The organism is Pseudomonas sp. R4-15 (assembly GCF_055768815.1).
On the sequence record NZ_CM147293.1, the window covers coordinates 1,786,033 to 1,812,043 of the forward strand.

Below are 26,011 nucleotides of genomic sequence, written 5' to 3' on the forward strand. Positions count from 1 at the left end.
GGTCAAGCCTGACGACTGTCCCAGGCCGGATTCCAGGGCGTTCCTGTACGCAGGATCGCATTGAGGATCACGAGCAGTTTGCGCATGCAGGCTACGATGACGACCTTGGGTGGCTTGCCGACCGCCACCAGGCGGTCGCTCATGGCTTTGATCTGGGGGTTGTACCGACGAGCGCTTTGGGTCGCCATGTACAGCGCATGGCGAACGGCTGCACGTCCACCCCAGATCCTGCGCTTGCCGCGCATCTGGCCGCTGTCGTGGGCGAAGGGAGCCACACCGACCAGCGCGGCGATCTGTTTGCGCGTGAGCTGACCCAGTTCCGGCAGATCGGCGATCAGCGTCGACGCATTGATATCTCCAATGCCTTTGACGCTTTGCAGCAAGTCATCCTTGGCTTTCCAGGCGGGACTGTCCTTGATCCGCTGACGCATCTCGTCATCGAAATCACTGACGGCCTTCTCCAGCCAGCGGATGTGTTGCTTGAGATGCTTGGAGACCCGAGGGTCGCGCGCTTGAGCCAAGCGCTGGCGCTCCATGACCAGCATCTCGACGGTCTGCCGCCGCCGTGTCAGTACCTCATCGAGTGCTCGCAGCGATTCGTCCTTGAGGGCTCTGGGTTCAACGCCGGTCATCGCGCCGAAACGCGCCAGGACACCGGCATCGACCTGATCGGTCTTGGCCAAAATACCCAACGCCTGGGCGAAACGATGCGTCTGCCGCGGATTGACCACGGCCACCGGGACACCCGCACGCGCCAACTCTGCGGCAAGCTCGGCCTCCAGGCCACCCGTGGCCTCGAGCACAACCAGCTTGAAGCGCTGTTCGAGGGCTTTGGCCACCAGCGCGTCAATGCCTGCCACCGTATTCTCATGCGCCCACGCGGTAGACGCCGGCCAGGTCGCACAGTCCAACCGAGCCTTAGAAACGTCTACACCCAATACCACTTCTGCGTCTTGCTGTTTCATGACGTTGACTCCCTGCCTTGCAATGCGAGCTTCGAGCTCAGGCAACCGTTCGGGTTCTCTAATCAAAACCGCCATAGCGACCCTCGCTCTCCCACGGTCTTGTAACCAGAGGGCTTACGGTCTGCTGCGGCGGGAACAGCCAAAACAACATACAAGGGGTTGGGGATGTCCAAACCGGCAACATGGGTAACAAACGAGACCGGGAGGATGGGTTACACAAGTTACGGTGTGAGCAGGAGGTGCTGCCCATGCCCTGGAAAGAGACTTGTGTAATGGATTTGAAGGTAAAGCTGATTGCCGACTGGCTAAGCGCCCGGTACTCGATTAGTGAGCTCGCCGTGGGCTATGGGCTTAGCCGCAAGACCGTCTACAAATGGATCGAGCGCTATCAGCGGGCGGGAGCCGAGGGTCTGATGGAGCGCTCTAAAGCCCCTCACTGCTGCCCGCATGCGGTAAATCCGCAGGTGGCTGAGCAGATCGTAGCCGTCAAGAAAGAGCATCCCAGCTTTGGTCCCAAGAAGGTGATGGTGTAGTGGTCTACTAACCCCGGACACCTTTTTAGGCGAAGATGATCGCCAGACAGAGGTGTTTGATGAGCAGACCAAGACGTACCTTCACCCCCGAGTTCAAACATGAGGCAGCCTGCCTAGTACTCGATCAGGGCTACAGCTGTGCCGAGGCAGCCCGATCGCTTGATGTGGGCGAAACGGCACTCAGGCGCTGGGTGAGTCAGTTGCAACAGGAGCGTGGCGGTATTACCCCGACAGCCAAGGCTCTCACGGCTGAGCAGCAAACCATTCAGCAGCTCCAGGCGCGGATTAACCGGCTGGAGCTTGAGAAGAAAATCTTAAAGGAGGCTACTGCGCTCTTGATGGCCGAGGAACACGGGCGCAGACGTTGAGTTCGATTCGGCGGCTGGCCGCACGCTATCCGGTACATCTGCTGTGCTCGGTGTTTGAGCTCCCTCGATCCTGCTATTACGCCCACCAGGCCCGTCGCCGTCACATCGATGTCCGGCAGGTAGTTGCGTAGTCGCATCCATGAACTGTTCAGCCAAAGCCGTCGTTCGGCGGGTAGCCGCAGCATCGTGGCCATGTTGAAGGACGAAGGCACGGAAGTGGGCCGTTTCAAGGTTCGAGGCGTGATGAAAGCGCTGGGATTGATCAGCAAGCAGCCCGGTGTTCACGTCTATAATCGCGCCAACGTTGAGCGCCCCGACATTCCCAATCGTCTTGCACGCCAATTCACCGTTGAAGCGCCCAACCGCGTCTGGTGCGGCGATATCACCTACATCTGGACACAGGGACGATGGCATTACCTAGCGGTCGTGATGGATTTGTACAGCCGCCGAGCCGTGGGTTGGGCACTTTCGGAGAAGCCAGACGCCGAACTGGTGATCAAGGCACTCGACAAGGCCTATGCCGTGCGTGGACGGCCAAGTGGCGTGCTGTTTCATAGCGACCAAGGTAGCCAATACGCTAGCCGCAGCTTCCGCCAGCGCCTATGGCGCTATCGCATGACACAGAGCATGAGTCGCCGCGGAAACTGCCACGACAACGCACCGATGGAGCGACTGTTTCGCAGCTTGAAAACCGAGTGGGTACCTGCAACGGGGTACCTGAACCAGGCCATGGCTGAGCAGGATATTGGCCGTTACCTCACGCGCTACAACTGGATCAGACCGCATCAACACAACGGCTTTGTGCCGCCTGCGGTTGCAGAGGAACAACTCAATTCTGTGTCCGGGAATTGTTGACCACTACAGGGAGAGGGGGATCAGCGATTCCCGGAAGGCCCTACTGCCGCAGCCGTCCGATCAGATTGTCCAGCGCGTGGCCCATCTTCTCCGCGGCGCCATCCACCGCCAGGTTCAGGGCATCCGCTTTGTGCGTTACCGATAGCGGCTGGTGATGCTTCATGCGTGCCTCGATCTGGCAGCGCTTGTCCTGGGCGCCGGACTTGCCGGCGTTCTCGTCGCTGATATGCACCTCGATTCGGGTGAGAAAGTCGTCGTAGCGTTCCAGCTCTGCCTCCAGGGTGGCACGTACCTGCTCCTGGCGGGCCTGGTTCATCTGGATGCTGCCGTTGCTGTTGACTTCGATATGCATCTTTCGACTCCTCTGAAGGCGGGTGAGAAAAGCATCACCCTTACCTCTTGTGACGAGGTCCGTGCAGTCGGGTTCCTGCCAAGCAATTACCGGTTGTTACCCGTGTATTCGGGGCACTCGGCGAGACCTTGGCGCAAGGCCTCGATCAACTGGCTGACCTTGGCCGAGAGTAGCCGGCGCTGAGGGTAGACGGCCCAGACCGCGGTGTTCGGTGGCTGGTTGTGCTCCAGCAGACTGACCAGGCGGCCGTCGGCCAGCGGCGCCTGCACGTAGTAGTCCGGTAGCTGGCACAGGCCGAAGCCGCGCAGGGCTGCGTCGAGCACCGCCTGTCCGCTGTTGCAGCGCCAGTTGCCACTGGGACGTACGACGCGCTCGCGACCCTCCTGGCTGAAGCTCCAACTGTCCGAGCTGCCCAGCAGACAGTTGTGTCCAGCCAGTTCGGAGAGCGTGTGCGGGCGGCCGTAACGTTCCAGGTAGGCAGGCGCCGCACACAGGTACATGCGTCGAGGCGCCAGGCGCGTGGCCACCAGCCGTGAGTCGTTCAGGCGCCCCAGGCGGATGGCCAGGTCGTAGCCGTCGTGGACCAGATCCAGGGTGCGGTTGGTCAGCTCGATGTCCACCCGCAATTGCGAATGGCGCGACATGAAGGCGTTCACCAGCGGCACGATGAAGCGCTCGCCATAGGCGGCGGCACAGGTCATGCGCAACAGCCCGGTGGGGGCGCCATGCAGGTCGTTCATCGCCTCGAAGGCTTCCTCGCGGGCTTCGATCAGGTGCTGGCAGCGCGCCAGGAAGGCCTGGCCCGCCTCGGTCAGCGAGACCTGGCGGGTGGTGCGGTAGAGCAGGCGTACCTGCAGGCGCTCCTCCAGGCGAGCGACCTGGCGGCTGACGTGGGAGGACGACACGCGCAGGCGCTGGGCTGCGCGCAGGAAGCTCGCGCACTCGGCAACGGCGACGAACTCATCCAGTCCTTCCCAGCTTGGATGCATGGATTATCCCTGCTTAGCAATAATGAATTTCATGGTGACGGATTATCCCTTAATAGCGATGAATTAAACTGGTGTTTTTCCTCCGTTGCCTGGAGTTTTCCGCATGACTATCAAATCCCGCGCCGCCGTCGCCTTCGCGCCCAACGAACCGCTGAAGATCGTCGAAATCGACGTCGAGCCGCCGAAGGCCGGTGAGGTGCTGGTGCGCATCGTTGCCACCGGTGTCTGCCATACCGATGCCTACACGCTGTCCGGCCAGGATTCCGAAGGGGTATTCCCCTGCGTGCTGGGCCACGAGGGCGGTGGCATCGTCGAGGCCATCGGCGAAGGCGTGACCTCGGTGAAGGTCGGCGACCACGTGATTCCGCTGTACACCGCCGAGTGCGGCGAGTGCAAATTCTGCAAGTCGAACAAGACCAACCTGTGCTCCTCGGTGCGCGCCACCCAGGGCAAGGGCCTGATGCCCGACGGCACCACCCGCTTCAGCTACAACGGTGAGCCGATCTACCACTACATGGGTTGCTCGACCTTCTCCGAGTACACCGTGCTGCCGGAAGTCTCGGTCGCGGTGATCCCGAAAGAAGCGCCGCTGGACAAGGTTTGCCTGCTCGGCTGCGGCGTGACCACCGGCATCGGCGCCGTGCTCAACACCGCCAAGGTGGAAGAGGGCGCCACCGTGGCGATCTTCGGCCTGGGCGGCATCGGCCTGGCGGCGATCATCGGCGCCAAGATGGCCAAGGCCTCGCGCATCATCGGCATCGACATCAACCCGTCCAAGGAAGCCGTGGCGCGTGAGCTGGGCCTGACCGACTTCGTCAACCCGAAAGAGCACAGCAAGCCCATCCAGGAAGTCATCGTCGAGATGACCGACGGCGGCGTCGACTACAGCTTCGAGTGCATCGGCAACGTGCAGTTGATGCGTGCGGCGCTGGAGTGCTGCCACAAGGGCTGGGGCGAATCCACCATCATCGGCGTGGCGCCGGCCGGTGCCGAGATCAGCACCCGTCCGTTCCAGCTGGTTACCGGTCGCGTCTGGCGTGGCAGCGCCTTCGGGGGCGTCAAGGGCCGCAGCCAACTGGCCGGCTACGTGGAGAAGTCGCAGAAGGGCGAGATCCCGCTGGATACCTTCATTACCCACAACATGGGCCTGGACGAGATCAACGACGCCTTCGAACTGATGCACGAAGGCAAGAGCATCCGTACCGTCATCCACTACTGATCGCCGGCCGGCGGTGCGCTCACGGGCGTGCCGTCGGCACCTGCGAGGAGGGGCCATGACCCTGGAAATCGTCTCCAGCAACAAGAGTTTCGGCGGCTGGCACAAGCGCTACCGGCACCGTTCCAGCAGCTTGGGCTGCGACATGGTGTTCGCCGTCTACCTGCCGCCGCAGGCCGAGCGCGAAGGCGCGCGACTGCCGGTGCTGTACTGGCTCTCGGGGCTGACCTGCACCGACGAGAACTTCATGCAGAAAGCCGGCGCGCAGCGCATCGCGGCCGAACTGGGTCTGGTGATCGTCGCGCCGGATACCAGTCCGCGCGGTGAAGGCGTACCGGACGATGCGGGCGGTGCCTACGACCTGGGTCTCGGGGCGGGCTTCTACGTCAATGCCACCGAGCAGCCGTGGGCGCGTCACTACCGCATGTACGACTACGTCACCGAAGAATTGCCACGCCTGGTCGAGGCGAACTTCCCGGTGTCCGACGTGCGCGGTATCTCCGGCCACTCCATGGGCGGCCACGGTGCGCTGGTCTGCGCGCTGAAGAATCCGGGGCGCTACCGTTCGCTGTCGGCCTTCTCGCCGATCGTCAATCCGCTGAATTGCCCGTGGGGCGAGAAGGCGTTCACCGCCTACCTGGGCGCGGATCGCGCGCGCTGGCGCGAGTGGGATGCCTGCGCACTGATCGCCGAAGCCGGCGAGAAGCTGCCGATCCTGGTCGACCAGGGCGATCGTGACGACTTCCTGGAGAACCAGCTCAAGCCCCAGGCGCTGGAAGCGGCCGCCGCGGCGGCCGGTCATGCGTTGACGCTGCGCCTGCAGCCGGGCTACGACCACAGCTACTACTTCATCGCGAGCTTCATCGAAGACCACCTGCGGCATCACGCCCAGGCACTGCTCAGATAGCACGGAGCTCCCAGGAAAGGGCATCGCATCGCCCTTTCCTGGGCCTTCTCAGAAGGTGTAGCGGGTAGTCAGGGTGACGTTGCGCGGTTCGCCCCATGAGTACGTGCTGTAGAAGTCCATGAGCGTCAGGTACTTCTTGTCCAGCAGGTTGTCGACGGTGAGGGTGGCCGACAGCGAGTCGGAGATGTCGTAGCGGGCCATCACGTTGAGCAGCCAGAAGGCCTCCTGGCCGAAATCCTCGTAGCGGCTCAACGGGTCGTTCCATACCGAGCCCCAGGTCCGATCCTGCCAGCGCGCCCCACCCCCGACGGTGATGGGCGCGAAGGCGCCACGCAGTCGATAGGTGCTCTGCAAGGTGAACTGGTTCTCCGGTTCGAGGGTGGAAATCTTCTCTCCCTGCAGACGTGCGATCTTGTGGCTGAAGCCGCCCTGGAGGTGCCAGCCGTCGGCCAGCTCGCCCGAGATCTCGGCTTCGTAGCCCTTGGTCTTCACGCCCTGTAACGCCTGGTAACCGATCTCGCTGGTGCCTGGAACGGTACCGACCGCCTCGCCGTAGTTGTCCTGCTCTATCTCGAAGTAGGCCAGGCTGGCATTCAGCCTGCCGTCGAAGAATTCCGCCTTCAGCCCTGCCTCGTAGGCGTTGCCTTCCAGCGGGGCCAGGGTCTTGGCATCCATGTTGCGGATGCTCTGCGGCTTGAAGATGCTGGTGTAGCTGGCATACACGGAGAAGGTGTCGTCGAGGTCGTAGATCACCCCCGCGTAGGGCACCGGCACGCCGCGTTCGGTGGTGTCCTCTCCGCGGTAGTCGGAGACGCGACTGCCGAGGATCAGCTTGAGGTCGTCGGCCAGGTTCAGGCGCGTGGCCAGGTACAGGCCGCGCTCGTCGATCACCTCTTTGTTGACGCCGGATACCGCGCCCCAAGCGGGCTCGGCGACGTTGCCGTCCCACGCGTAGTAGTCGTCCACGCTGCCGTCGTAGGTGTAGTTCCAGTAGCCTTTGCCATCCCAGTCGCGGTGCGCGAGGCTGCCGCCGATGACCAGTTCGTGCTCGCGTCCAAAAGCCTGGAACGGGCCGCTGAGGTAGGCGTCGGCGGCGTCGCTGACGGTCTCGCCGGTGTACTTGCCGCTCCACAGGCTGACGCCGCTTCCGGTCGCCGGATCGGGGTTGCCCGCGGCAGCGGAGCCGAGGGTGGCGTAGTAGCCGTTGATCTGGTGGTTCAACTGCAGCTTGCCCAGCCAGTCGTTGTCGAAGCGGTGTTCGAGGGTCGCGAACAGGGTGCGCGTGTACTGCTCCCATTTGCTCCAGTCGGTAGCATTGCTGAAGGTGCGCGGGCGATCGTTGAAGTTGCCGTTGGCATCGAAGATGGGATTGCCTCCCCAGGTCGAGCCTCGCGGCAGGTTGTCCTGATAGTCGGCACCCACGGTGAGCACCGTCGCATCGCTCAGGTCTGCCTCGAGTACGCCGTAATAGACGATGCTCTCGCGGCTGTAGCCGTCCTGCACGCTGTGCTTCTTCTGGTAAGCCGCTACGGCGCGGCCGCGCAGGTTTCCGCTTTCGGTCAGCGGGCCGGAAACGTCGAGTTCGCTACGGTAGGTGTCCCAGCGGCCCGCGCCCAGTGTGAGGTGGCCCTGGTAATCGTAGGTGGGCTTCTTGCGGATCAGGTTGATGGTCGCGCCCGGGTCGCCGCTGCCAGTGAGCAGGCCGGTGGCGCCCTTGAGCACCTCCACACGGTCATAGATGGCCATGTCACTGAGCGTGTTACCCGCCGAGTAGGCCGAGTTGCGCGACATCGGGATGCCATCGTACTGGAAGTTGTCGATGGAGAAGCCACGCGCGTAGTAGACGTTTCGTTCGCTGTCGTAGGTGACGATGCTGATGCCGGGGGTGCGCGCCATGACGTCGTCGATCGAGTCGAGGGCGAAATCGTCCATCTGTTGGCGGGTGACGACGCTGATCGATTGCGGAGTTTCGCGCGGGGTCAGTACCAGGCGCGTCGCGGTGGCAATGCTGCCAGGGGTATAGGAACCGCTCTGCTCGCTGATCGTGCCCAGTTGGTTGCTGGTGACCGTCGCCGATTGCAACTCGACGGCAGCGCCTTCGTGGGCGATGGGGTACAGGCTGTAGCGTCCGTCGCTTTCCCTTACGGCCTGCAGGCCACTGCCTTGGAGCAGGCGTTGCAGGCCGTGTTCGACCGTGTACTGACCTTCTAGCCCCGCGCTTTGATGGCCGCGGGTCAGGGCGGGATCGAAGGACAAGACCACCCCCGCTGCGGCGGCGAAGCGGGTCAGTGTCTGTCCCAGGTCGCCGGCATCGAGGTGATAGCTCTGGGTGCCGGGCTCGGCAGCCTGCAACGGCGCTGCCAATGGCAGGCTGAGCAGCGAGCAGAGCAGGACCAGGCGTGCCTCTCGGGATAGGGGGCGGGGTGTGAACATGGGGGGCATGGTGTGTTTCTCTGATCGTCGTTGGCAGAGGGCGCGAGGCCGTCTTTCACAGGTCGAACGAGATCGAGAATTCTTATCATCTATCGGGGGATTTTTTCATTCGCCCGATTCAGACGCGTGGAATCACCCGCGCCCAGAGCCGGGTACGCCACTCGATGTCCACCGGCAGGCTGCTCACCAGGGCGCGGAGCGCCTGCTCGGTGTCATCCAGGTCGAAGGTGCCGCTGATGCGTAGCCCGGCGATGCGCGGGTCGCATTGCAACCAGCCACTGCGATGCTGCTGCAGGCGCTGCAGAAATTCGTCCAGGCGCTCGTCGTTGGCTACCAGCAGGCCGCGGGTCCAGGCATCCTGGCCGATCCGCAGAGCCTGGGGGGGACTGGCTCCCAGGTTGTCCATGTAGCAGCGTTGGCCTGCGCCGAGGGTTTGCCTGTCGCCATTATTGGGGTGGATGCGTACCTCTTGCGCATAGACGGCCACCTCACAGGTGTCTTCTTGCTGGCAGACCGAGAAGCGCCCGCCGAGTGTCTCGATGCGTCCCTGCGCACTGACGACGTAGAGCGGTCGCCGCCGTGATGCCTCGCCGGTATCGACGAGAATCTCGCCACGGCGCAGGTGCAGCAGGCGGCGATGTTCACCGAAGGCAATGTCCACGGCGCTGTCGCTGTTGAGCTGCAACTGGCTGCCGTCCTCGAGCCGAAAGAGCGGGCGTTCGTGGGCGCCGCTGCGGTAGTCCGCCAACCAGCCATTCTGTTGTAGGCGTCTTTCACCTTCCCAGCCCAGTGCGCCGATGCCCGCCGCCAACAGCAGGCCCTTGAGAACCTGCCGGCGGTGTACCTGCTGGCGCGAAGCGAGCGCCAGGGTTCGGCGTCCGGCGGTGGGCAGTCCCTGCATGCGTTGCTGCAGCGCCTGGGCGTGCTCCCAGGCCCAGCGGTGGTCCTCAGACTGCTGCAGCCACTCGCTCCAGGCCTTGTAGCTGTCGCCGTCGGCGTCATCGCTGAGCACGCTGTACCAATGCGCCGCTTGCTCGAGCGCATCCAGGCGCTGCGGGCTCAGGGCCGTCATTGCGCGTGCCGCAACTGGTAGAGCAGGCACTGGTGCACGGCTTTGGCGATATGCCGGTGCACGGTGATAGGTGCGATGCCCAGGCGTTCGGCGATGATGCGTTGCGGCAGACCCTCGAGCTGCGAGAGAAGGAACGCCTGGCGTACCACGTGGCCCAGGCCGCTGAGCATGGCATCGAGCTCGTAGAGCGTCTCCAGGAGAATGGCTCGGCTCTCTTCGCTGATGCCTTCGGCTTCCGGCTGTTCCGCCAGTGCCTGTTGCCAGGCCCGCTCCAGGCGACTGCGGCGGAAATGGTCGATCATCAGTCGGCGGGCAATGGTCGCGAGGTAGCTGCGTGGTTCGCGTATGGCGCTCAGTCGCCCCGCATCATCGTCCTTGCTGAGTATGCGCAGGAACACGTCCTGGGCCAGGTCGGCCGCGAGGTGACTATTGTTCAAGCGACTCGCAAGCCATCCCCGTAACCAACGATGGTGGTCCTGATAGAGGCGGCCGACGCGATGCTGGAAGAGGGGCTCGTGCACGTACGGAACTTTCGATGCTAATGGGAATTATTGTCATCTTATGGTTGCGGGTCGCATCGCGCAAGCGCTCGAAAATCAACCTGTGCGGACGATGAGAGACGAAAAAGGCGCTGTCGAAATAATCGGCAGCGCCTTTTCAGTGATGCCCTGGACGTTTATTCGCTAAGGCTGGAACGCAGCATCCACGCGTTCTGCTCATGCACGCCGATACGCGCCACCAGCATGTCATGGGTGAACAGGTCGCCGGCTTCTTCGGCCATTTCGGCGAATTCGCTCATGCGTCGCGCCACGGCTTCGTTGTCGCGCACCAGCTGCGCGATCATCTGCGGCGTGGATTGGTGCGGAGCCTCATTGTCGATCACCGTCAGCTTGCGAAAGGTCTCGCCGCCGGTGGGGGCTAGTTTGCCCAGCGCACGGATGCGCTCGGCGATCTCGTCAGCGGCCTGGTGCAGCTCGTTGTACTGCTCGTCGGTCAGCTTGTGCAGGCCGTAGAAGTTCGGGCCTTGCACGTTCCAGTGCACGCCGAGGGTCTTGACGTACAGGGTGTAGCTGTCCGCCACGGCTTTACTGAGGGCGTCGGCGACCTTGTCACGCACGCCGCTCTCGACGCTGGTATTCACTTTCTTGGCACTGCTCTTGGCCTTGCTGCTGGCGGTGCTGGACTTGGGCTTGGGTGCTGCAGCCATGATTCAACTCCATGGGTTGGGAACAAATGCGGTTACTCTTATCGACTGCCAAGCGCCGTCAAACATTCCCTGTTTTTTCATTTTCATCGGGGGACGGTCGCTCGAGTGTGTTCGGCTTGCCGCCATGGGTGCCCGCTCGGTCGCGGCCTTCGGGTAGAATCCCGGGCGACTTCCTCAAGGCGTTGTTCCCGCATGCGTATCGGTCATGGCTACGACGTGCATCGCTTCGGCGAGGGCGATTCGATCGTTCTCGGCGGCGTGCGCATTTCCCACTCCCACGGGTTGATCGCCCATTCCGATGGCGACGTGTTGCTGCACGCACTGTCCGACGCGTTGCTCGGTGCCGCGGCGCTGGGTGACATCGGCAAGCACTTTCCGGACAACGATCCGAGCTTCAAGGGCGCTGACAGCCGCGCGTTGCTGCGTCATGTGCTGGGCCTGGTCAGTGGCAAAGGCTGGCGGGTCGGCAATGTCGACGCCACCCTCGTCGCCCAGGCGCCGAAGATGGCTCCGCATATCGATGCCATGCGCGCATGCATCGCCGAGGACCTGCGGGTCGAACTCGACGCGGTCAACGTCAAGGCAACCACTACCGAATCCCTGGGGTTCGTCGGTCGCAAGGAAGGCATCGCGGCCCACGCCGTGGCGCTGTTGCTGCCGGTATGAATGAAGCGCAGTTGCTGGGCCCGCGTGCCCATGGAGAGCCTTGTGGCGTCGCCGTGCTCAAGGAGACGGCCGAGGATTTCCAGGTCGACGAGGTGCTGGACATCCCGCTCTCCGGGAGTGGCGAGCATCTCTGGCTCTGGGTCGAGAAACGTGGCCTGAATACCGAAGAGGCGGCCCGACGCCTGGCGCGCGCTGCGAAGCTGCCACAGCGGGCGATCAGCTATGCCGGGCTCAAGGATCGCCAGGCGCTTACCCGCCAATGGTTCAGCCTACATCTGCCGGGCAAGGCCGACCCCGACTTCGCGGCTGCGGAAGACGACAGCCTGCGCATCCTCGAGCGCACACGGCATTCCCGAAAATTGCAACGCGGCGCGCATGCGGCGAACGGGTTCATCCTGCGTCTTACTCACCTGCAGGCCGATCATGCGGCGCTGGAGGCACGCCTGGCGCGCTTGGCCGAGGCCGGCGTACCCAATTATTTCGGCTTGCAGCGCTTCGGCATCGACGGACACAACGTGGATGCCGCCCTGGACTTCGCCGCCCGTGGCGAGCTTCCCGAATCGCGCAACCTGCGTTCCCGGCTGCTCTCGGCGGGGCGCTCCTGGCTGTTCAACCAGCTACTCGCGCAAAGGGTCGCGGAGGGAAGCTGGGATCGCGCCGAACCGGGCGATCTGCTGGCGTTCACCGACAGCAAGAGCTTCTTTCCCGCCGGCGAGGCGGAATGCCACGATCCGCGCCTGGCGGCACTCGACCTGCACCCCACGGGACCGCTGTGGGGTGAGGGCGAGCAGGGCGTCGGCGGCCGTAGCGCGAGCCTTGAGGCCGCGCTCGGCGAGCGCCAGGGAGCGCTGGTGCGCTGGTTGGAAACGGCCGGCCTGAAGGCCGAGCGTCGCATCCTGCGCCTCCCCATCGCGCGCCTGGCGTGGCATTATCCGGAGCCTGACATTCTGCAATTGCACTTCGTCCTGCCGGCCGGCTGCTTCGCCACCAGTGTGGTGCGCGAACTGCTTGATTTGCGCCCGTAGGGTAGATGGATTTTCGATGCATATTCTGATCGCCAACGACGATGGTGTGTACGCGCCCGGCCTTGCCGCGTTGCACGGTGCGCTGGCGGATTTCGCCGAGTGCAGCGTGGTCGCCCCCATTCAGGACATGAGTGGCGCGAGCAGCGCGCTGACCCTGGACCGCCCGCTGCATCCGGTACGCATGCCCAACGGCTATATCGGCCTCAACGGCACGCCGACCGATTGCGTGCACCTGGGCCTTAACGGTCTCCTCGATCCGCTGCCGGACATGGTCGTCTCGGGTATCAACCTGGGCGCCAACCTCGGCGATGACGTGTTGTATTCCGGCACCATCGCCGCCGCCATCGAAGGACGCTTCGCTGCGCTTCCCGCGTTCGCTTTCTCCCTGGTGTCGCGCCAGCCGGACAATCTGGCCGCCGCCGCGCAGATCGCCCGGGCGCTGGTGGAAAGCCATGCACGCCTGTCGCTGCCTTCTCGCACGGTGCTCAGCGTGAACATCCCCAACCTGCCGCTGGAGCACATCCGTGGCCTGCAGGTGACCCGCCTGGGGCATCGCGGGCGTGCCAAGCCGCCGGTCAAACAGGTCAACCCGCGGGGCAAGGAAGGCTACTGGATATCCGTTTCCGGTGACGCGGAGGACGGCGGGCCGGGGACGGATTTCCATGCGGTGATGAACGGCTACGTGTCGGTCACCCCGCTGCAACTCGATCGCAGCCAGCATGAAGCCTTCGGCGAAGTGGGACGTTGGTTGGAGAACGTGCTGTGACGGTGGGCGACTCGACACTGCGTGGCGGGCGCGGGATGACCTCCCAGCGCACCCGTGACCGTTTGATCCAGCGTCTTTATGAAGAAGGCTTGAGCAACCCGCGCGTGCTCGAGGTGATCCGCCGTACGCCACGCCACCTGTTCGTCGATGAGGCCTTGGCGCACCGCGCCTACGAGGATACCGCGCTGCCGATCGGCCACAATCAGACCATCTCGCAGCCGTTCATGGTCGGTCGCATGACCGAACTGCTGCTGGCGGCGGGCCCCTTGGACAAGGTCCTCGAGGTAGGCACGGGCTCGGGTTACCAGACCGCCGTGCTGGCGCAAGTGGTAGAGCGGGTGTTCTCGGTGGAGCGCATCCAGGGGCTGCAGGAACGCGCCAAGGAGCGCCTGGCCGAACTCGCCTTGCGCAACGTGGTCTTTCGCTGGGGCGACGGCTGGGAGGGCTGGCCGGCGCTGGCACCGTACAACGGCATCATCGTCACTGCTGCCGCCCGCGAGGTGCCCCAGGCACTGCTCGACCAGTTGGCTCCTGGCGGACGCCTGGTGATCCCGGTGGGGGAGGGCGACGTGCAACAGTTGATGCTCGTGGTCCGCGAGGAGCAGGGCTTCGCCCGCCATGTGCTGGATACGGTGCGTTTCGTACCGCTGCTCAATGGGCCGTTGGCCTGAGACTGACCGGAAGGATCCATGAAAGACGCTGTACTGCTGTATGCCAAGGGCCTTGCGATGGGGGCCGCCGACGTGGTCCCCGGGGTTTCCGGCGGTACCATCGCCTTCATCACCGGTATCTATGAACGTTTGCTCGGAGCGATCGCTGCGCTCCCGGCCGCTTTCGCACTGCTGCTGCGTGGCCGGCTGCGCGATGCCTGGCAGCGCGCCGACGCGACCTTCCTGCTGGTGTTGTTCGCCGGCATTCTTTCCAGCGTGTTCGCTTTCGCCGGGCTGATCGGCTACCTGCTGGCCGAGCATCCGGTGCTCATCTGGTCGTTCTTCTTCGGTCTGATTCTGGTCTCGTGCCGGCTGGTGGCCCGGGAGATCGGACACTGGCGGGGCGCCACGCTACCTGCACTGGCGCTCGGGGCGCTGCTGGCCTGGTGGTTGAGTGTCGCCGCGCCGGTGCAATGGGACGCTTCCTTGCCGAATCTGTTCTTCGGTGGCGCGTTGGCGATCTGCGCCATGATCCTGCCGGGTATCTCCGGGAGCTTCATTCTGCTGCTGATCGGTCTCTATCCGGTCGTGCTGGGCGCTATCCATGCGCTCGACCTGCCGCTGCTGGCGACCTTCGCCTGCGGCTGCCTGTTCGGCCTGCTGTGCTTCGCCCGTCTGCTGAGCGCCTTGCTCGCCTCCCGCGGGCGAGACGCCCTGCTGGCGTTCCTCACCGGGCTGATGGTCGGCTCCTTGTTCAAGGTTTGGCCGTGGAAGGCCGTGCTCACTTGGCGTACCGATAGCCATGGTCGCGAGGTGCCCTTGCTCGAGCGCAACCTGTGGCCCTGGGATTATTCGCAACTGGTCGGGCAGGATTCCCAGTGGCTCGCCGCCGTGGCGTTGGCCCTGCTCGCGGTGCTGCTGGTGCTGGTGCTGGAGTGGCTGGGCCAGCGCAACCGCCAGGAGCTTTCGCAATGATTCGCCGTGCCCCGGAATGCTGGCGTGGCGCCGCCGTGGCGCTGCTCGCGGCAGCGGTGCTGGCGGGCTGCAGCAGCGCGCCGCGTGGCGGGGTGCAGGTGGTCGAAGGCAACGGCTCGGTGCACAGTGCGCGCCATCCGGTCACCAGCGGCAGCTACCGCGTGCAACGGGGTGACACACTCTATTCCATTGCATTTCGTTTCGGCTGGGACTGGAAAGACCTGGCACGGCACAACGGCATTCCACAACCGTTCACCATCTATCCGGGGCAGGTGGTGCGTTTTGGCGGTCGTGCCGCGAGCACCGTGGCGGTCGCTCCGCCAGCACCGGTGACGGCCACCGAACCCGCGGCGCAGAGCCTTCCAGCCGCAGTCCCGACGCCACCGAAAGTCATCGCGGCGGCACCGCCACCCAGTACTCCGGCAAGTACTCCGGTGCAGCCGGTGGCGCGTTCGGCGAGCGGCTGGGCATGGCCTACGCAGGGCGCTCTGATCGGTCGTTTTTCCTCAAACGGTAGTTTGAATAAAGGCATTGATATAGCCGGGGAAATGGGCCAGCCTGTCCTCGCTGCATCCGATGGTTCGGTCGTTTACGCCGGCAGTGGCCTGCGTGGTTATGGCGAACTCATCATCATCAAACATAACGACACTTTCGTCAGTGCCTACGGTCACAACCGCAGGCTTCTGGTGCAGGAGGGTCAGCGGGTCAAGGCAGGGCAGACCATTGCGGAGATGGGCTCCACGGGCACGGACCGGGTGAAACTCCACTTCGAGATCCGTCGCCAGGGCAAGCCTGTCGATCCCTTGCAATATCTCCCCAGTCGTTGACTGCGCACATCCTCCGGTAGAAGAAGAACGGGTACGGGCCGCCAGGACACCGGCCAAGCCCCCGCCTGTTGTCTAACTTTTACGAAGGGACAACAAAAATGGTAGTCAACCAAAAAGTGCCGGGGATCGACATGGAAGACGATGTGCTGCTCATGGAGTCGCCGTTAGACGCGGACGACGCCCGGGGGACCGGGGTGCTATTCGATGCAGGCGCCACCAAGGCGGAAGCGCGGCGACAGCATCGACACGTGGACTACACGCGGGCGCTGGACGCCACGCAACTCTATCTCAACGAAATCGGCTTCTCGCCGCTGCTGACGCCGGCCGAGGAGGTGCATTTCGCACGCCTCGCCCAGCGTGGTGACCCAGCCGGGCGGCGGCGGATGATCGAGAGCAACCTGCGCTTGGTGGTGAAGATCGCGAGGCGGTACATCAATCGTGGTCTGTCCCTGCTCGACCTCATCGAGGAGGGCAATCTGGGCCTGATTCGCGCGGTCGAGAAGTTCGACCCCGAGCGTGGCTTCCGCTTCTCCACCTACGCGACCTGGTGGATTCGCCAGACCATCGAGCGCGCGATCATGAATCAGACGCGCACCATCCGCCTGCCGATCCATGTGGTGAAGGAACTCAACCTTTACCTGCGCGCGGCCCGCGAGCTCACCCAGAAACTCGACCACGAGCCTTCCGCCGAGGAAATCGCCGACCTGCTCGAGCGACCCGTCGGCGAGGTCAAGCGCATGCTCGGCTTCAACGAGCGGGTCACGTCGGTCGACGTCTCTCTGGGGCCGGACAGCGACAAGACGCTGCTCGACGTCCTCACCGACGAGCGCCCGTCAGATCCCTGCGACCTGCTGCAGGACGATGATCTTTCGCAGAGCATCGACCAGTGGCTGGGCGAGCTGTCCGAGAAGCAGCGGGAGGTTGTGGTGCGACGCTTCGGTCTACGTGGACACGAGAGTGCCACGCTGGAGGAAGTCGGGCAGGAGATCGGCTTGACCCGCGAGCGGGTGCGGCAGATTCAGGTCGAGGCGCTCAAGCGTCTGCGCGAGATCCTCGAACTCAACGGGCTGTCCAGCGAATCCCTGTTTTGCTGAAACGGAGTCGGGATTTGTAAGTGATATCTTACGAAGTTGTAGGATAAACCATTAAAAAACGGCCCGCCGAGGCCGTTTTTTAATGTGCGACTGTAATTTAACTTTTTGATTTTTATGGAGTTTATAAAATCGCCGACATGGCTTGCAGCAAGTGGCCAGGGATAAAAGGCTACTTGTTATGGTCCGGCGCGGCGATAAGATTGCCCCATGCCAACGGAAACTGGCATAGCCGATAAGGATATTGGCAAGGGATGTTCGAAGGACCGGACCATCAGGAAGATGGCAGGAAATCAGGGACAAGGAACGAAACGGGCGGGGTTATCCCCGCCCTTTTTCGTTTGTGCGCCAGAAAAGGCGCAGCGCGGGAATCAACGTTCCAGATACTGGATCTTGCCGCTGCGACCGTCCCACTCTTCGGCTTCGGGCAGCGAATCCTTCTTCTCGGTGATGTTCGGCCAGACTTCCGCCAGCTCGGCATTCAACTCGATGAACTCCTGCATGTTCGCCGGCACTTCATCTTCGGAGAAGATGGCCTGAGCCGGGCATTCCGGCTCGCACAGGGCGCAGTCGATACACTCGTCCGGGTGGATCACCAGGAAGTTCGGACCTTCGTAGAAGCAGTCCACCGGGCAGACTTCCACGCAGTCGGTGTATTTGCATTTGATGCAGTTGTCGGTGACGACGAAGGTCATTCTGATTCTCTCCTCGGACGGCGGCTCGCACATTCCGTCTGCTGCGGCTTTGTGGCGCGAATGAACGAATCGCCCGTCAGGCTAAACGGGCGATCACAAAAACGCGCGGGATTCTAGCAGTTTGTACGCGCGAAGGCGTGCGTCATAAACGTGTTTTCCATTCATAGAGCAATTCCAGCGCGCGGCGGGGGCTCAGCTCGTCGGGTTGTAGACGCTCCAGCTCCTCCAGCAGAGGGTGCGGCAACGTGGCGAACAGATCGTTCTGCACGGGCGCGGCGGGGCGGCCCGCTTCCACGCGTGGCGCTTCATGGGGCAGGCTGGTGACCTCCAGGCGTGCCAGGTGCTCGCGGGCCCGTCCGATCACGCTGCCCGGCACACCGGCCAACTGAGCCACTGCCAGGCCGTAGCTCTGGCTGGCTGGGCCGGGCAGAACGTGGTGCAGGAAGACGATGCGCTCGTTGTGCTCGGTGGCGTTGAGGTGCACGTTGGCCACTACCGGTTCGCTCTCCGGTAGTACGGTGAGTTCGAAGTAATGGGTGGCGAACAGCGTCCAGGCGCGCAGGCGCGCCAAGTGCTCGGCGGCGGCCCAGGCCAGTGACAGGCCGTCGAAGGTACTGGTGCCTCGGCCCACTTCGTCCATCAGCACCAGGCTGCGGTCGCTGGCGTTGTGCAGGATGTTGGCGGTCTCGCTCATTTCCACCATGAAGGTCGAACGTCCGCCGGCCAGGTCGTCGGAGGAGCCGATGCGGGTGAATATCCGATCGACCAGGGACAGCTCGCAGGCTGCCGCCGGGACGAAGGCGCCGATGTGCGCGAGCAGGACGATCAGGGCTGTCTGTCGCATATAGGTGGATTTACCGCCCATGTTCGGACCGGTGATCACCAGCATGCGGGTGGCATCGTCGAGCGCCAGGTCGTTGGCGACGAAGGGGGTCTCCAGCACCTGTTCGACCACCGGATGGCGGCCCTGGCTGATGTTCAGACAGGGACTGTCGCTGAAACGCGGACGGTTCAGATCGAGGTTCAGCGCGCGCTCCGCGAAGTTGGCCAGTACGTCCAGTTCGGCGAGCGCGGCAGCGCTTTCCTGGAGGTCGCCCAGATGCTCGATGAGCAATTCGATGAGCGCTTCGTAGAGCTGTTTCTCACGGGCCAGTGCGCGGCTCTGCGCGGACAGCGCCTTGTCCTCGAAGGCCTTGAGCTCGGGGGTGATGAAGCGCTCCGCGCCCTTGAGCGTCTGCCGCCGCTGGTAGTCGACGGGGGCCTGTTCGGCCTGGGCGCGCGGCAACTCGATGAAGTAGCCATGGATGCGGTTGTAGCCGACCTTCAGGCCCGGCAGGCCGGTTCGCTGTTTTTCCCGCGCCTCGAGGTCCATGAGGTATTGACCGGCGTTTTCCGACAGCGAGAGCAACTCGTCCAGTTCGGCGTCGTAGCCGCGAGCGAGCACGCCGCCATCGCGTATCACTGCGGGCGGGTTGTCGATGATCGCCTTCTGCAGCAGTGCCGCCAGTTCCGGGTAGGTGCGAATCGCGCGCGCCAGTTCGAGCAGCTGCGGGGCGATCAGGTCGGTCATCGCCTCCTGCAGTTGCGGCAATGCCGCCAGGGCGTCACGCAATCGGGCGAGGTCGCGCGGGCGGGCGTTGCGCAGGCCGATGCGCGCGAGAATGCGCTCCAGGTCGCCGATCTCCTTCAACTGCGGTTGCAGCGGTTCGAAGCGGTAGCGTTCGAGCAGGCAGGTGATGGCGTCCTGGCGGGCTTCGAGCACCTGGCGATCGCGCAGCGGGCGATTCAGCCAGCGCGTCAGCAGGCGCGAACCCATGGCGGTCTGGCAGCGATCCATCACCGATTGCAGCGTGTTGTCCCGCCCGCCCGCGAGGTTGGTGTCCAGCTCCAGGTTGCGGCGGCTGGCACCGTCCAGAATCACGGTGTCGTCCAGACGCTCGTGGCGCAGGCTGCGCAGGTGGGGCAGGGCGGTGCGCTGGGTTTCCTTGGCGTAGGTCAGCAGGCAGCCGGCGGCGCCGATGGCGAGACTCAGCTTGTCGCAACCGAAGCCCTTGAGGTCCTGGACGCCGAACTGCTGGCACAGGCTCTTGTGCCCGGAGTCGCGGTCGAAGTCCCAGGGCGCGCGGCGCTGGCTGCCGCGGCGCTTCTCGGCCGGAAGGCCCTGGGGCCAGTCGTCGGGGATCAGCAACTCCGCAGGACTCAGACGCTCCAGCTCGGCCAGCAGATTCTCCCAGCCGGCAAGTTCCTGGACGCTGAAGCGGCCGCTGGTGATGTCCAGCACCGCCAGGCCGAACAGGCGTTCGTCGCCCAGCACGGCAGCGAGCAAGTTGTCGCGGCGTTCGTCGAGCAGCGCCTCATCGCTCACCGTTCCGGGCGTGAGGATGCGCACCACCTGACGTTCCACCGGGCCCTTGCTGGTCGCCGGATCGCCGATCTGCTCGCAGATCACCACCGACTCGCCCAGCTTGACCAGGCGCGCCAGGTAACCTTCCGCGGAATGGAAAGGAATGCCCGCCATGGGTATCGCCTGGCCGGCCGACTGGCCGCGCGCGGTCAGGGTGATATCGAGCAGGCGGGCTGCCTTCTTGGCGTCCTCGTAGAACAGCTCGTAGAAATCGCCCATGCGATAGAACATCAGTTGCTCGGGATGCTGGTTCTTCAGCTTCCAGTACTGCTGCATCATCGGGGTGTGGGCGGAGAGTCCGGATTCGTTGGGCGCGGCGGCGGCCGGTCTTTTTGACATTGGGTCGTCTGTCTAATGCTTGGCGATTACGAGTGTGTATTGTCGGGGGCTTGAGGGTGGCCGGCAACCGGCCAGGCGCGGGAGAATGCGCTACAACCGCTCTAAGGAGGACGCGACGTGGACGAGATCAGCGCACTGGCCGTGCAACTGGGACGGCACCTGGCGCAGTTGGGGGCTCAGGTCAGTACGGCGGAGTCCTGCACCGGGGGTGGCATCGCCGAGGCGATCACCCGGGTTCCCGGTAGCTCGGCCTGGTTCGAGGCCGGCTATGTGACCTACTCCAATGTTCAGAAGCAGCGCATGCTCGGTGTGCCGGAGACGCTCTTCGCACAATCGGGCGCCGTCAGTCGGGAAGTGGTCGAGGCCATGGCGCGGGGGGCCGCCGAACGAGCCGGGGCCCGCTTCGCGGTGGCGGTAAGCGGCGTAGCCGGACCGGATGGCGGCTCGGCGGAAAAGCCCGTGGGTACGGTTTGGCTGTGTTGGTCCGAGGGCGAGCGGCAGATTGCCTTGCGCAAACTTTTCCCCGGTGATCGCGACGCGGTGCGCCGACAGACGGTCATCTGTGCGCTGCAGGGCCTGATTGCCCTGGCACAAGGCGGCGTGCCCTCCTGATGTTTTCTTTCCGGTGGTCGGTAGGGGTAGGCGAAGTGCACGGCCTATGCTCTAATACTGTCTACTTATACAGTTGTCCTGGCCGCCTGGCCCACTCGAACAGATGAGGAATCCTATGGACGAGAACAAGAAGCGCGCTCTGGCTGCGGCCCTGGGGCAAATCGAGAAGCAGTTTGGCAAGGGCGCCGTGATGCGCATGGGCGATCACGATCGCCAGGCCATCCCCGCCATCTCCACCGGCTCCCTGGGCCTGGACATCGCGCTTGGCATCGGTGGTCTGCCCAAGGGGCGTATCGTCGAGATCTACGGCCCCGAGTCGTCCGGTAAGACCACCCTGACCCTGTCGGTCATCGCCCAGGCGCAGAAGATGGGCGCCACCTGTGCCTTCGTCGATGCCGAGCACGCGCTGGACCCGGACTACGCCGGCAAGCTCGGCGTCAATGTCGACGACCTGCTGGTCTCGCAGCCGGACACCGGCGAACAGGCGCTGGAAATCACCGACATGCTCGTGCGCTCCAATGCCGTCGACGTGATCATCGTCGACTCCGTCGCGGCCCTGGTGCCCAAGGCCGAGATCGAAGGCGAGATGGGCGATGCCCACGTTGGCCTGCAGGCCCGCCTGATGTCCCAGGCGCTGCGCAAGATCACCGGCAACATCAAGAATGCCAATTGCCTGGTCATCTTCATCAACCAGATCCGCATGAAGATCGGCGTGATGTTCGGCAACCCCGAGACCACTACCGGTGGTAACGCGCTGAAGTTCTATTCCTCCGTGCGCCTGGACATCCGTCGTATCGGCGCGGTGAAGGAAGGCGACGAGGTGGTCGGTAGCGAGACCCGTGTCAAGGTAGTGAAGAACAAGGTCGCGCCGCCGTTCCGTCAGGCCGAGTTCCAGATCATGTATGGCAAGGGCATCTACCACAACGGCGAGGTCATCGACCTGGGCGTGCAGCAGGGCCTGGTCGAGAAATCCGGCGCCTGGTACAGCTACCAGGGCAACAAGATCGGCCAGGGCAAGGCCAACGCCGCCAAGTACCTGGAAGACAACCCGGAAGTGGCCAACACCATCGAGCAGGGCATCCGCAGCAAGCTGTTGGCCAACGCGCCCAGCGCCAAAGCGGCGGCCAATGCCGAGGAAGCGGCTGAAGCCGACGTCTGAGCATGAGCGTGCCGGATACGCCCGTCGCCGTACGCCGTGCCGCCATGGACCTACTGGCCCGTCGCGAGCACGGCCGGGTCGAGCTGGTGCGCAAGCTGGAAAAGCGTGGCGCGCCTGCCGAGCTGATCGACAGTGAACTCACCCGGCTGGCCGAAGAAGGCCTGTTGAGCGAAGACCGCTATCTGGAGGCCTACATCTCCAGTCGTGCGCGGGCCGGCTTCGGCCCGTTGCGCATCCGCGAGGAGCTGGCCCTGCGAGGTTTGCCGCGAGACGCCATCGCACAGGCATTGGATGCCGCTGAGGTCAATTGGAGCGAATGCCTGCGCGATACCTGGCAGCGCAAGTTCGCCGGGGTGCTGCCTGCAGACCAACGCGAACGTGCTCGCCAAGGGCGTTTTCTCGTCCAGCGCGGCTACTCTATGGAGATGCTCAACCGCTTGTTCTCCGGGCGCGATCTGGATTGAGCGTTTCCAGACCCGCCATTCACGGCTTGGGTCCGGCTGCGGCATTGCTTACACTCCCAAGGGTTTATCCAGGGAGTGTGTCGATGTCAGCCTCTTCGCTGCCGGGTTCCGGCGCATGAACCTTCGCCTGCCGTCCGTCGATCGATTGCTACGCCATCCCGCCAGCGTCCCGCTCATTTCCCGTTATGGTCGCGAAGCACTGCTCGCTTGCCTGCGTGAGTTGCTCGACGAGTTGCGTGGGCCAGTCCACGCCGGGCAACTTAGCGAGGCCGAACTGGCCGATGCGCTGCTGCTGGGGCGCGTTGGCGAGCGTCTCGCCGTGCGTCATGCCAGCCGGGTACGCCGGGTTTTCAACCTGACCGGAACGGTCCTGCATACCAACCTGGGGCGTGCGCTGTTGCCCGAGGAAGCCGTTCAGGCGATGAGCGAGGCCGCCCGCTATCCGTTGAACCTGGAGTTCGACCTCGCCACCGGTAAGCGGGGTGATCGCGATGACCTGATCGAGGGTCTCATTCGCGAGTTGACCGGTGCCGAGGCCGTCACCGTGGTCAACAACAATGCCGCCGCGGTGCTGCTCAGCCTGTCGAGCCTGGGGGCGCGCAAGGAAGGGGTGATTTCCCGAGGCGAACTGATCGAGATCGGTGGCGCCTTCCGGATTCCGGACATCATGGCCCGCGCCGCCGTTAAGCTGGTCGAAGTGGGCACCACTAACCGTACCCATGCGCGGGACTACGAAGCGGCGATCGGTCCTCGCACTGGACTGCTGATGCGTGTGCATACCAGCAACTACAGCGTGCAGGGCTTTACCGCCAGCGTCAGCACACCGGCGTTGGCGAGTATTGCCCACATGCACCAATTGCCACTTCTGGAAGACCTGGGCAGCGGTAGCCTGGTCGATCTGACGCGCTGGGGGCTGCCCAAGGAGCCGACCGTCCAGGAGACTCTCAAGGCGGGTGCGGATATCGTCACCTTCAGCGGCGACAAGCTGCTAGGCGGCCCCCAAGGCGGGCTCATCGTCGGGCACAAGGACCTCATCGCTCGAATCAAGAAGAACCCCCTCAAGCGGGCCCTGCGGGTGGACAAGATCACCCTCGCCGCATTGGAGGCGGTGCTGGGGCTCTATCGTGACCCGGACCGTCTTGGCGAGCGGTTGACCAGTTTCCGCCTGCTCTCGCGTCCGCAAGACGAAATTCTCGCCCAGGCCCAGCGGCTGCAGCCCGTCATGGCCCAGGCTGTAGGCCAGGGCTGGAGTGTCCAGGCGCTCGAGGCGTTGGGGATGATCGGTAGCGGAACCCAGCCTGTCGCGCGTCTGCCGAGTGCCGCGCTGTGCTTGCGCCCCCAGGTCGCCAAACGTGGCCGCGGTCGCGCCCTGCGGCGTCTGGAGGAGGCCTTGCGTGAGCTGCCGATTCCCGTGATCGGTCGTATCGATGATGACGCCCTCTGGCTGGATTTGCGCCAACTGGATGACGAGGCGGCCTTTCTCGCCGGCTTGCCCATGCTCGATGCCGAGGCGTTGCAGCCATGATCGTCGGCACCGCCGGGCACATCGACCATGGCAAAACGGCGTTGCTGCGTGCCTTGACCGGTGTCGAAGGCGACCGGCGGCGCGAGGAGCGCGAACGCGGCATCACCATCGACCTGGGCTACGTCTATGCGCCGCTGCGTGACGACGGTCCGCTCACCGGCTTCATCGACGTGCCCGGTCACGAACGCTTCGTGCACAACATGCTTGCCGGCGCCAGTGGCATCGACCTGCTGTTGCTGGTGGTTGCTGCCGACGACGGCGTGATGCCACAGACCCGCGAACACCTGGCTATCGTCGAATTGCTGGGTATCCGCCGCGCACTGGTGGCCTTGAGCAAGATCGACCGCGTGGAGCCGTCCCGCGTCCAGCAGGTGCGCGAGGAAATAGCATCCCTGCTGGCACCGGGAGCGCTTGCGGGCGCGCCGATCTTCCCTGTTTCCAGCCAGACCGGAGCCGGCATCGAGGCTCTGCGCCAGGCGCTGGTGGAGGCTGAAGTCGACACCGCCGCACGTGCCGCCGACGGTGACTTCCGCCTGGCAGTGGATCGTGTGTTCAGCGTCGCGGGCGCGGGGGTGGTCGTCACCGGCACAGCCTTCGCCGGGCAGGTTTCGGTGGGCGATGAACTGCTGCTGAGCCCGCAAGGCCGCAGCGTGCGGGTGCGTGGCCTGCACGCCCAGAACCAAGCCGCCGAGCGCGCCTGCGTCGGCCAGCGGGTGGCCCTGAATCTCGCGGGGGAGCGTCTCGCGGTAGAGGATATCCAGCGTGGGAACTGGCTGCTGGGCGACTCCTTGCATGCACCGACCACCCGAATCGACTTCGCCTTCGAACTGCTCGGCGGCGAACGGCCGTTCAAGCACTGGACGCCGGTACACATGCACTTGGGCGCGCAGGACGTCACTGGCCGCGTGGCTCTGCTCGAAGACGAGGAGCTGGCCGCTGGCACGCAGGCCCTGGCGCAACTGGTGCTTAACCGCCCCATCCATGCCGTGCATGGTGACCGCCTGGTGCTGCGTGATGCCTCCGCTCAACGCACGCTTGGCGGAGGCCGGGTACTCGACCCCTTCGCCCCCGCGAGGCAGCGCCGCAGCGAGGCGCGTCTGATGCAATTGCAGGCGCTGTCCAAGGCCGAGCATATGGAGGACGCGCTGCCCAGCCTGTTGTCGCATGCCGACAACGGCCTTGCACCCCAGGCACTCGAGCGTCAGTTCAATCGGCCCGCGTCCGGTTGGCGGCTGCCGCGGCAGGTGCGAGAGGTGCAGACCCGTCAGGGCGTGCGCCTGTTCGATTCGAGCCGCTGGGAAGCGGCGGGTGAGCAGATGCTCACCGCCCTGGCGCGCTTTCATGCGGAGCTGCCCGACGAACTGGGTCCTGATCGTGATCGCCTGCGTCGCTATGCGCTGCCGAAGCTGGAACGCCCCGTGTTCATCGCGCTACTGGAGGAACGTCTGGAGCGCGGCGAGCTACAGGCCAGCGGCCCCTGGCTTCATCTGCCAGATCACCGCGTGCGCTTGACCGACGACGAGGAAGCGCTCAAGGCGCGACTGCTGCCGCTGCTCGCCGCCGGTAACTTCGACCCACCCTGGGTGCGGGACCTCGCAAAGACACTGGAGTGTGACGACGCTAGCGTGCGCCACCTGCTGCGCAAGCTCGCGCGCCTGGGCGAATTGCATCAGGTGGTGCGCGACTTGTTCTATCTGGATGCCAGCATTCGCCGCCTGGCCGCCGAGGCATTGCGCCTGGAGCGCGAAGCAGGGATCATTCGCGCCGCGCCCTTCCGCGATGCCATCGGCATCGGTCGCAAGCGCAGCATCCAGATTCTCGAATTCCTCGACCGCATTGGCTTCACCCGCCGCTTCGGCAACGAGCGCAAGACCCGTCCCGACAGCGCCCTGGCGCAGCCTGCGGACTGACCCAGC

Annotated in this window: 24 protein-coding genes and 1 pseudogene; 16 read left to right on the forward strand and 9 right to left on the reverse strand. The window is 64.3% G+C overall.

What is annotated here, in order from left to right:
* Positions 1-2: 2 nt before the first annotated feature.
* Positions 3-965, reverse strand: a complete 963-nt coding sequence (locus ACYRGX_RS08430; protein ID WP_473056599.1) for an IS110 family RNA-guided transposase — start codon at positions 963-965, stop codon at positions 3-5.
* 272 nt (positions 966-1,237) lie between these two features.
* Between ACYRGX_RS08430 and ACYRGX_RS08435 the strand changes: the two genes are divergently transcribed.
* Positions 1,238-1,498, forward strand: coding sequence for a helix-turn-helix domain-containing protein (locus tag ACYRGX_RS08435; RefSeq protein ID WP_473056121.1), 261 nt, complete (start codon positions 1,238-1,240; stop codon positions 1,496-1,498).
* A 59-nt stretch (positions 1,499-1,557) separates the two neighbouring features.
* Positions 1,558-2,721 (forward strand): annotated as a pseudogene (locus ACYRGX_RS08440) (IS3 family transposase).
* Positions 2,722-2,761: 40 nt separating this feature from the next.
* On the opposite strand, the gene ACYRGX_RS08445 reads toward ACYRGX_RS08440, so the two are convergent.
* Positions 2,762-3,073, reverse strand: coding sequence for an HPF/RaiA family ribosome-associated protein (locus ACYRGX_RS08445; protein WP_473056122.1), 312 nt, complete (start codon positions 3,071-3,073; stop codon positions 2,762-2,764).
* 86 nt (positions 3,074-3,159) lie between these two features.
* Positions 3,160-4,062 (reverse strand): LysR substrate-binding domain-containing protein, encoded by a 903-nt coding sequence (locus ACYRGX_RS08450; RefSeq protein WP_473056123.1) that lies wholly within the window; start codon positions 4,060-4,062, stop codon positions 3,160-3,162.
* Positions 4,063-4,165: 103 nt separating this feature from the next.
* Between ACYRGX_RS08450 and ACYRGX_RS08455 the strand changes: the two genes are divergently transcribed.
* Complete coding sequence (locus tag ACYRGX_RS08455; protein WP_473056124.1) at positions 4,166-5,281, forward strand: S-(hydroxymethyl)glutathione dehydrogenase/class III alcohol dehydrogenase; 1,116 nt, start codon at positions 4,166-4,168, stop codon at positions 5,279-5,281.
* Positions 5,282-5,336: 55 nt separating this feature from the next.
* A complete protein-coding gene (fghA, locus tag ACYRGX_RS08460; protein WP_473056125.1) occupies positions 5,337-6,185 on the forward strand; it encodes an S-formylglutathione hydrolase in 849 nt (282 codons plus the stop codon).
* A 48-nt stretch (positions 6,186-6,233) separates the two neighbouring features.
* On the opposite strand, the gene ACYRGX_RS08465 is transcribed toward fghA, so the two are convergent.
* From ACYRGX_RS08465 to ACYRGX_RS08480, 4 genes are all read right to left on the reverse strand, one after another.
* Positions 6,234-8,627 carry a TonB-dependent siderophore receptor gene (locus tag ACYRGX_RS08465; RefSeq protein WP_473056126.1) on the reverse strand — a complete coding sequence of 798 codons (2,394 nt, stop codon included), beginning with the start codon at positions 8,625-8,627 and terminating at the stop codon, positions 6,234-6,236.
* A 109-nt stretch (positions 8,628-8,736) separates the two neighbouring features.
* Positions 8,737-9,690, reverse strand: coding sequence for a FecR domain-containing protein (locus tag ACYRGX_RS08470; RefSeq protein WP_473056127.1), 954 nt, complete (start codon positions 9,688-9,690; stop codon positions 8,737-8,739).
* A complete protein-coding gene (locus ACYRGX_RS08475) occupies positions 9,687-10,211 on the reverse strand; it encodes a sigma-70 family RNA polymerase sigma factor (RefSeq protein ID WP_473056128.1) in 525 nt (174 codons plus the stop codon). The genes ACYRGX_RS08470 and ACYRGX_RS08475 overlap by 4 nt, the downstream gene beginning before the upstream one ends.
* A 155-nt stretch (positions 10,212-10,366) precedes the next feature.
* Entirely contained in the window at positions 10,367-10,897 is a 531-nt protein-coding gene (locus ACYRGX_RS08480; protein WP_473056129.1) for a Dps family protein, read from the reverse strand.
* 192 nt (positions 10,898-11,089) lie between these two features.
* Between ACYRGX_RS08480 and ispF the strand changes: the two genes are divergently transcribed.
* The 7 genes from ispF (at position 11,090) to rpoS (ending at position 16,900) form a co-directional block, all read left to right on the forward strand.
* Complete coding sequence (gene ispF, locus ACYRGX_RS08485; RefSeq protein ID WP_473056130.1) at positions 11,090-11,563, forward strand: 2-C-methyl-D-erythritol 2,4-cyclodiphosphate synthase; 474 nt, start codon at positions 11,090-11,092, stop codon at positions 11,561-11,563.
* On the forward strand, positions 11,560-12,588 hold the full coding sequence (gene truD, locus ACYRGX_RS08490; RefSeq protein ID WP_473056131.1) for a tRNA pseudouridine(13) synthase TruD: 1,029 nt from the start codon (positions 11,560-11,562) through the stop codon (positions 12,586-12,588). Before ispF ends, truD begins: the two co-directional genes overlap by 4 nt.
* Before the next feature lie 16 nt (positions 12,589-12,604).
* Entirely contained in the window at positions 12,605-13,354 is a 750-nt protein-coding gene (gene surE / locus ACYRGX_RS08495; RefSeq protein ID WP_473056132.1) for a 5'/3'-nucleotidase SurE, read from the forward strand.
* A gap of 35 nt (positions 13,355-13,389) precedes the next feature.
* Positions 13,390-14,025 carry a protein-L-isoaspartate(D-aspartate) O-methyltransferase gene (locus ACYRGX_RS08500; RefSeq protein ID WP_473056655.1) on the forward strand — a complete coding sequence of 212 codons (636 nt, stop codon included), beginning with the start codon at positions 13,390-13,392 and terminating at the stop codon, positions 14,023-14,025.
* Positions 14,026-14,043: 18 nt separating this feature from the next.
* Positions 14,044-14,979, forward strand: a complete 936-nt coding sequence (locus tag ACYRGX_RS08505; RefSeq protein ID WP_473056133.1) for a polyprenyl-phosphate transporter — start codon at positions 14,044-14,046, stop codon at positions 14,977-14,979.
* Positions 14,976-15,806 carry a peptidoglycan DD-metalloendopeptidase family protein gene (locus tag ACYRGX_RS08510; RefSeq protein ID WP_473056134.1) on the forward strand — a complete coding sequence of 277 codons (831 nt, stop codon included), beginning with the start codon at positions 14,976-14,978 and terminating at the stop codon, positions 15,804-15,806. Before ACYRGX_RS08505 ends, ACYRGX_RS08510 begins: the two co-directional genes overlap by 4 nt.
* A 98-nt stretch (positions 15,807-15,904) precedes the next feature.
* The gene (gene rpoS, locus ACYRGX_RS08515; protein WP_473056135.1) at positions 15,905-16,900 is read left to right on the forward strand and encodes an RNA polymerase sigma factor RpoS; all 996 of its coding nucleotides are present in this window, start codon (positions 15,905-15,907) and stop codon (positions 16,898-16,900) included.
* A gap of 368 nt (positions 16,901-17,268) precedes the next feature.
* Here rpoS and fdxA read toward each other — a convergent pair whose 3' ends face one another.
* Together fdxA and mutS are read right to left on the reverse strand one after the other, a co-directional pair.
* Positions 17,269-17,592 (reverse strand): ferredoxin FdxA, encoded by a 324-nt coding sequence (gene fdxA, locus ACYRGX_RS08520; protein ID WP_473056136.1) that lies wholly within the window; start codon positions 17,590-17,592, stop codon positions 17,269-17,271.
* 142 nt (positions 17,593-17,734) lie between these two features.
* Positions 17,735-20,335, reverse strand: coding sequence for a DNA mismatch repair protein MutS (gene mutS, locus ACYRGX_RS08525; protein WP_473056137.1), 2,601 nt, complete (start codon positions 20,333-20,335; stop codon positions 17,735-17,737).
* 117 nt (positions 20,336-20,452) lie between these two features.
* Here mutS and ACYRGX_RS08530 point away from each other — a divergent pair, with 117 nt between their 5' ends.
* The 5 genes from ACYRGX_RS08530 to selB all read left to right on the forward strand — a co-directional run bounded on the left by ACYRGX_RS08530 (position 20,453) and on the right by selB (position 26,005).
* Positions 20,453-20,947: a CinA family protein gene (locus tag ACYRGX_RS08530; protein WP_473056138.1), complete on the forward strand. Its 495-nt coding sequence runs from the start codon at positions 20,453-20,455 to the stop codon at positions 20,945-20,947.
* Between the two features lie 115 nt (positions 20,948-21,062).
* The gene (gene recA / locus ACYRGX_RS08535) at positions 21,063-22,106 is read left to right on the forward strand and encodes a recombinase RecA (protein WP_473056139.1); all 1,044 of its coding nucleotides are present in this window, start codon (positions 21,063-21,065) and stop codon (positions 22,104-22,106) included.
* Positions 22,107-22,108: 2 nt separating this feature from the next.
* Complete coding sequence (gene recX / locus ACYRGX_RS08540; protein ID WP_473056140.1) at positions 22,109-22,570, forward strand: recombination regulator RecX; 462 nt, start codon at positions 22,109-22,111, stop codon at positions 22,568-22,570.
* 115 nt (positions 22,571-22,685) lie between these two features.
* Positions 22,686-24,095 (forward strand): L-seryl-tRNA(Sec) selenium transferase, encoded by a 1,410-nt coding sequence (gene selA, locus ACYRGX_RS08545; protein WP_473056141.1) that lies wholly within the window; start codon positions 22,686-22,688, stop codon positions 24,093-24,095.
* On the forward strand, positions 24,092-26,005 hold the full coding sequence (selB, locus tag ACYRGX_RS08550) for a selenocysteine-specific translation elongation factor (protein ID WP_473056142.1): 1,914 nt from the start codon (positions 24,092-24,094) through the stop codon (positions 26,003-26,005). The genes selA and selB overlap by 4 nt, the downstream gene beginning before the upstream one ends.
* The last annotated feature ends 6 nt before the right edge of the window (positions 26,006-26,011 follow it).

Excerpts from the sequence above, each read along its gene's own strand:
- ACYRGX_RS08430 (WP_473056599.1), bottom strand. The coding sequence starts at position 965 with ATGAAACAGCAAGACGCAGAAGTGGTATTGGGTGTAGACGTTTCTAAG.
- ACYRGX_RS08435 (WP_473056121.1), top strand. The coding sequence starts at position 1,238 with ATGGATTTGAAGGTAAAGCTGATTGCCGACTGGCTAAGCGCCCGGTAC.
- ACYRGX_RS08445 (WP_473056122.1), bottom strand. The coding sequence starts at position 3,073 with ATGCATATCGAAGTCAACAGCAACGGCAGCATCCAGATGAACCAGGCC.
- ACYRGX_RS08450 (WP_473056123.1), bottom strand. The coding sequence starts at position 4,062 with ATGCATCCAAGCTGGGAAGGACTGGATGAGTTCGTCGCCGTTGCCGAG.
- ACYRGX_RS08455 (WP_473056124.1), top strand. The coding sequence starts at position 4,166 with ATGACTATCAAATCCCGCGCCGCCGTCGCCTTCGCGCCCAACGAACCG.
- fghA (WP_473056125.1), top strand. The coding sequence starts at position 5,337 with ATGACCCTGGAAATCGTCTCCAGCAACAAGAGTTTCGGCGGCTGGCAC.
- ACYRGX_RS08465 (WP_473056126.1), bottom strand. The coding sequence starts at position 8,627 with ATGCCCCCCATGTTCACACCCCGCCCCCTATCCCGAGAGGCACGCCTG.
- ACYRGX_RS08470 (WP_473056127.1), bottom strand. The coding sequence starts at position 9,690 with ATGACGGCCCTGAGCCCGCAGCGCCTGGATGCGCTCGAGCAAGCGGCG.
- ACYRGX_RS08480 (WP_473056129.1), bottom strand. The coding sequence starts at position 10,897 with ATGGCTGCAGCACCCAAGCCCAAGTCCAGCACCGCCAGCAGCAAGGCC.
- ispF (WP_473056130.1), top strand. The coding sequence starts at position 11,090 with ATGCGTATCGGTCATGGCTACGACGTGCATCGCTTCGGCGAGGGCGAT.
- truD (WP_473056131.1), top strand. The coding sequence starts at position 11,560 with ATGAATGAAGCGCAGTTGCTGGGCCCGCGTGCCCATGGAGAGCCTTGT.
- surE (WP_473056132.1), top strand. The coding sequence starts at position 12,605 with ATGCATATTCTGATCGCCAACGACGATGGTGTGTACGCGCCCGGCCTT.
- ACYRGX_RS08500 (WP_473056655.1), top strand. The coding sequence starts at position 13,390 with ATGACCTCCCAGCGCACCCGTGACCGTTTGATCCAGCGTCTTTATGAA.
- ACYRGX_RS08505 (WP_473056133.1), top strand. The coding sequence starts at position 14,044 with ATGAAAGACGCTGTACTGCTGTATGCCAAGGGCCTTGCGATGGGGGCC.
- ACYRGX_RS08510 (WP_473056134.1), top strand. The coding sequence starts at position 14,976 with ATGATTCGCCGTGCCCCGGAATGCTGGCGTGGCGCCGCCGTGGCGCTG.
- rpoS (WP_473056135.1), top strand. The coding sequence starts at position 15,905 with ATGGTAGTCAACCAAAAAGTGCCGGGGATCGACATGGAAGACGATGTG.
- fdxA (WP_473056136.1), bottom strand. The coding sequence starts at position 17,592 with ATGACCTTCGTCGTCACCGACAACTGCATCAAATGCAAATACACCGAC.
- mutS (WP_473056137.1), bottom strand. The coding sequence starts at position 20,335 with ATGTCAAAAAGACCGGCCGCCGCCGCGCCCAACGAATCCGGACTCTCC.
- recA (WP_473056139.1), top strand. The coding sequence starts at position 21,063 with ATGGACGAGAACAAGAAGCGCGCTCTGGCTGCGGCCCTGGGGCAAATC.
- recX (WP_473056140.1), top strand. The coding sequence starts at position 22,109 with ATGAGCGTGCCGGATACGCCCGTCGCCGTACGCCGTGCCGCCATGGAC.
- selA (WP_473056141.1), top strand. The coding sequence starts at position 22,686 with ATGAACCTTCGCCTGCCGTCCGTCGATCGATTGCTACGCCATCCCGCC.
- selB (WP_473056142.1), top strand. The coding sequence starts at position 24,092 with ATGATCGTCGGCACCGCCGGGCACATCGACCATGGCAAAACGGCGTTG.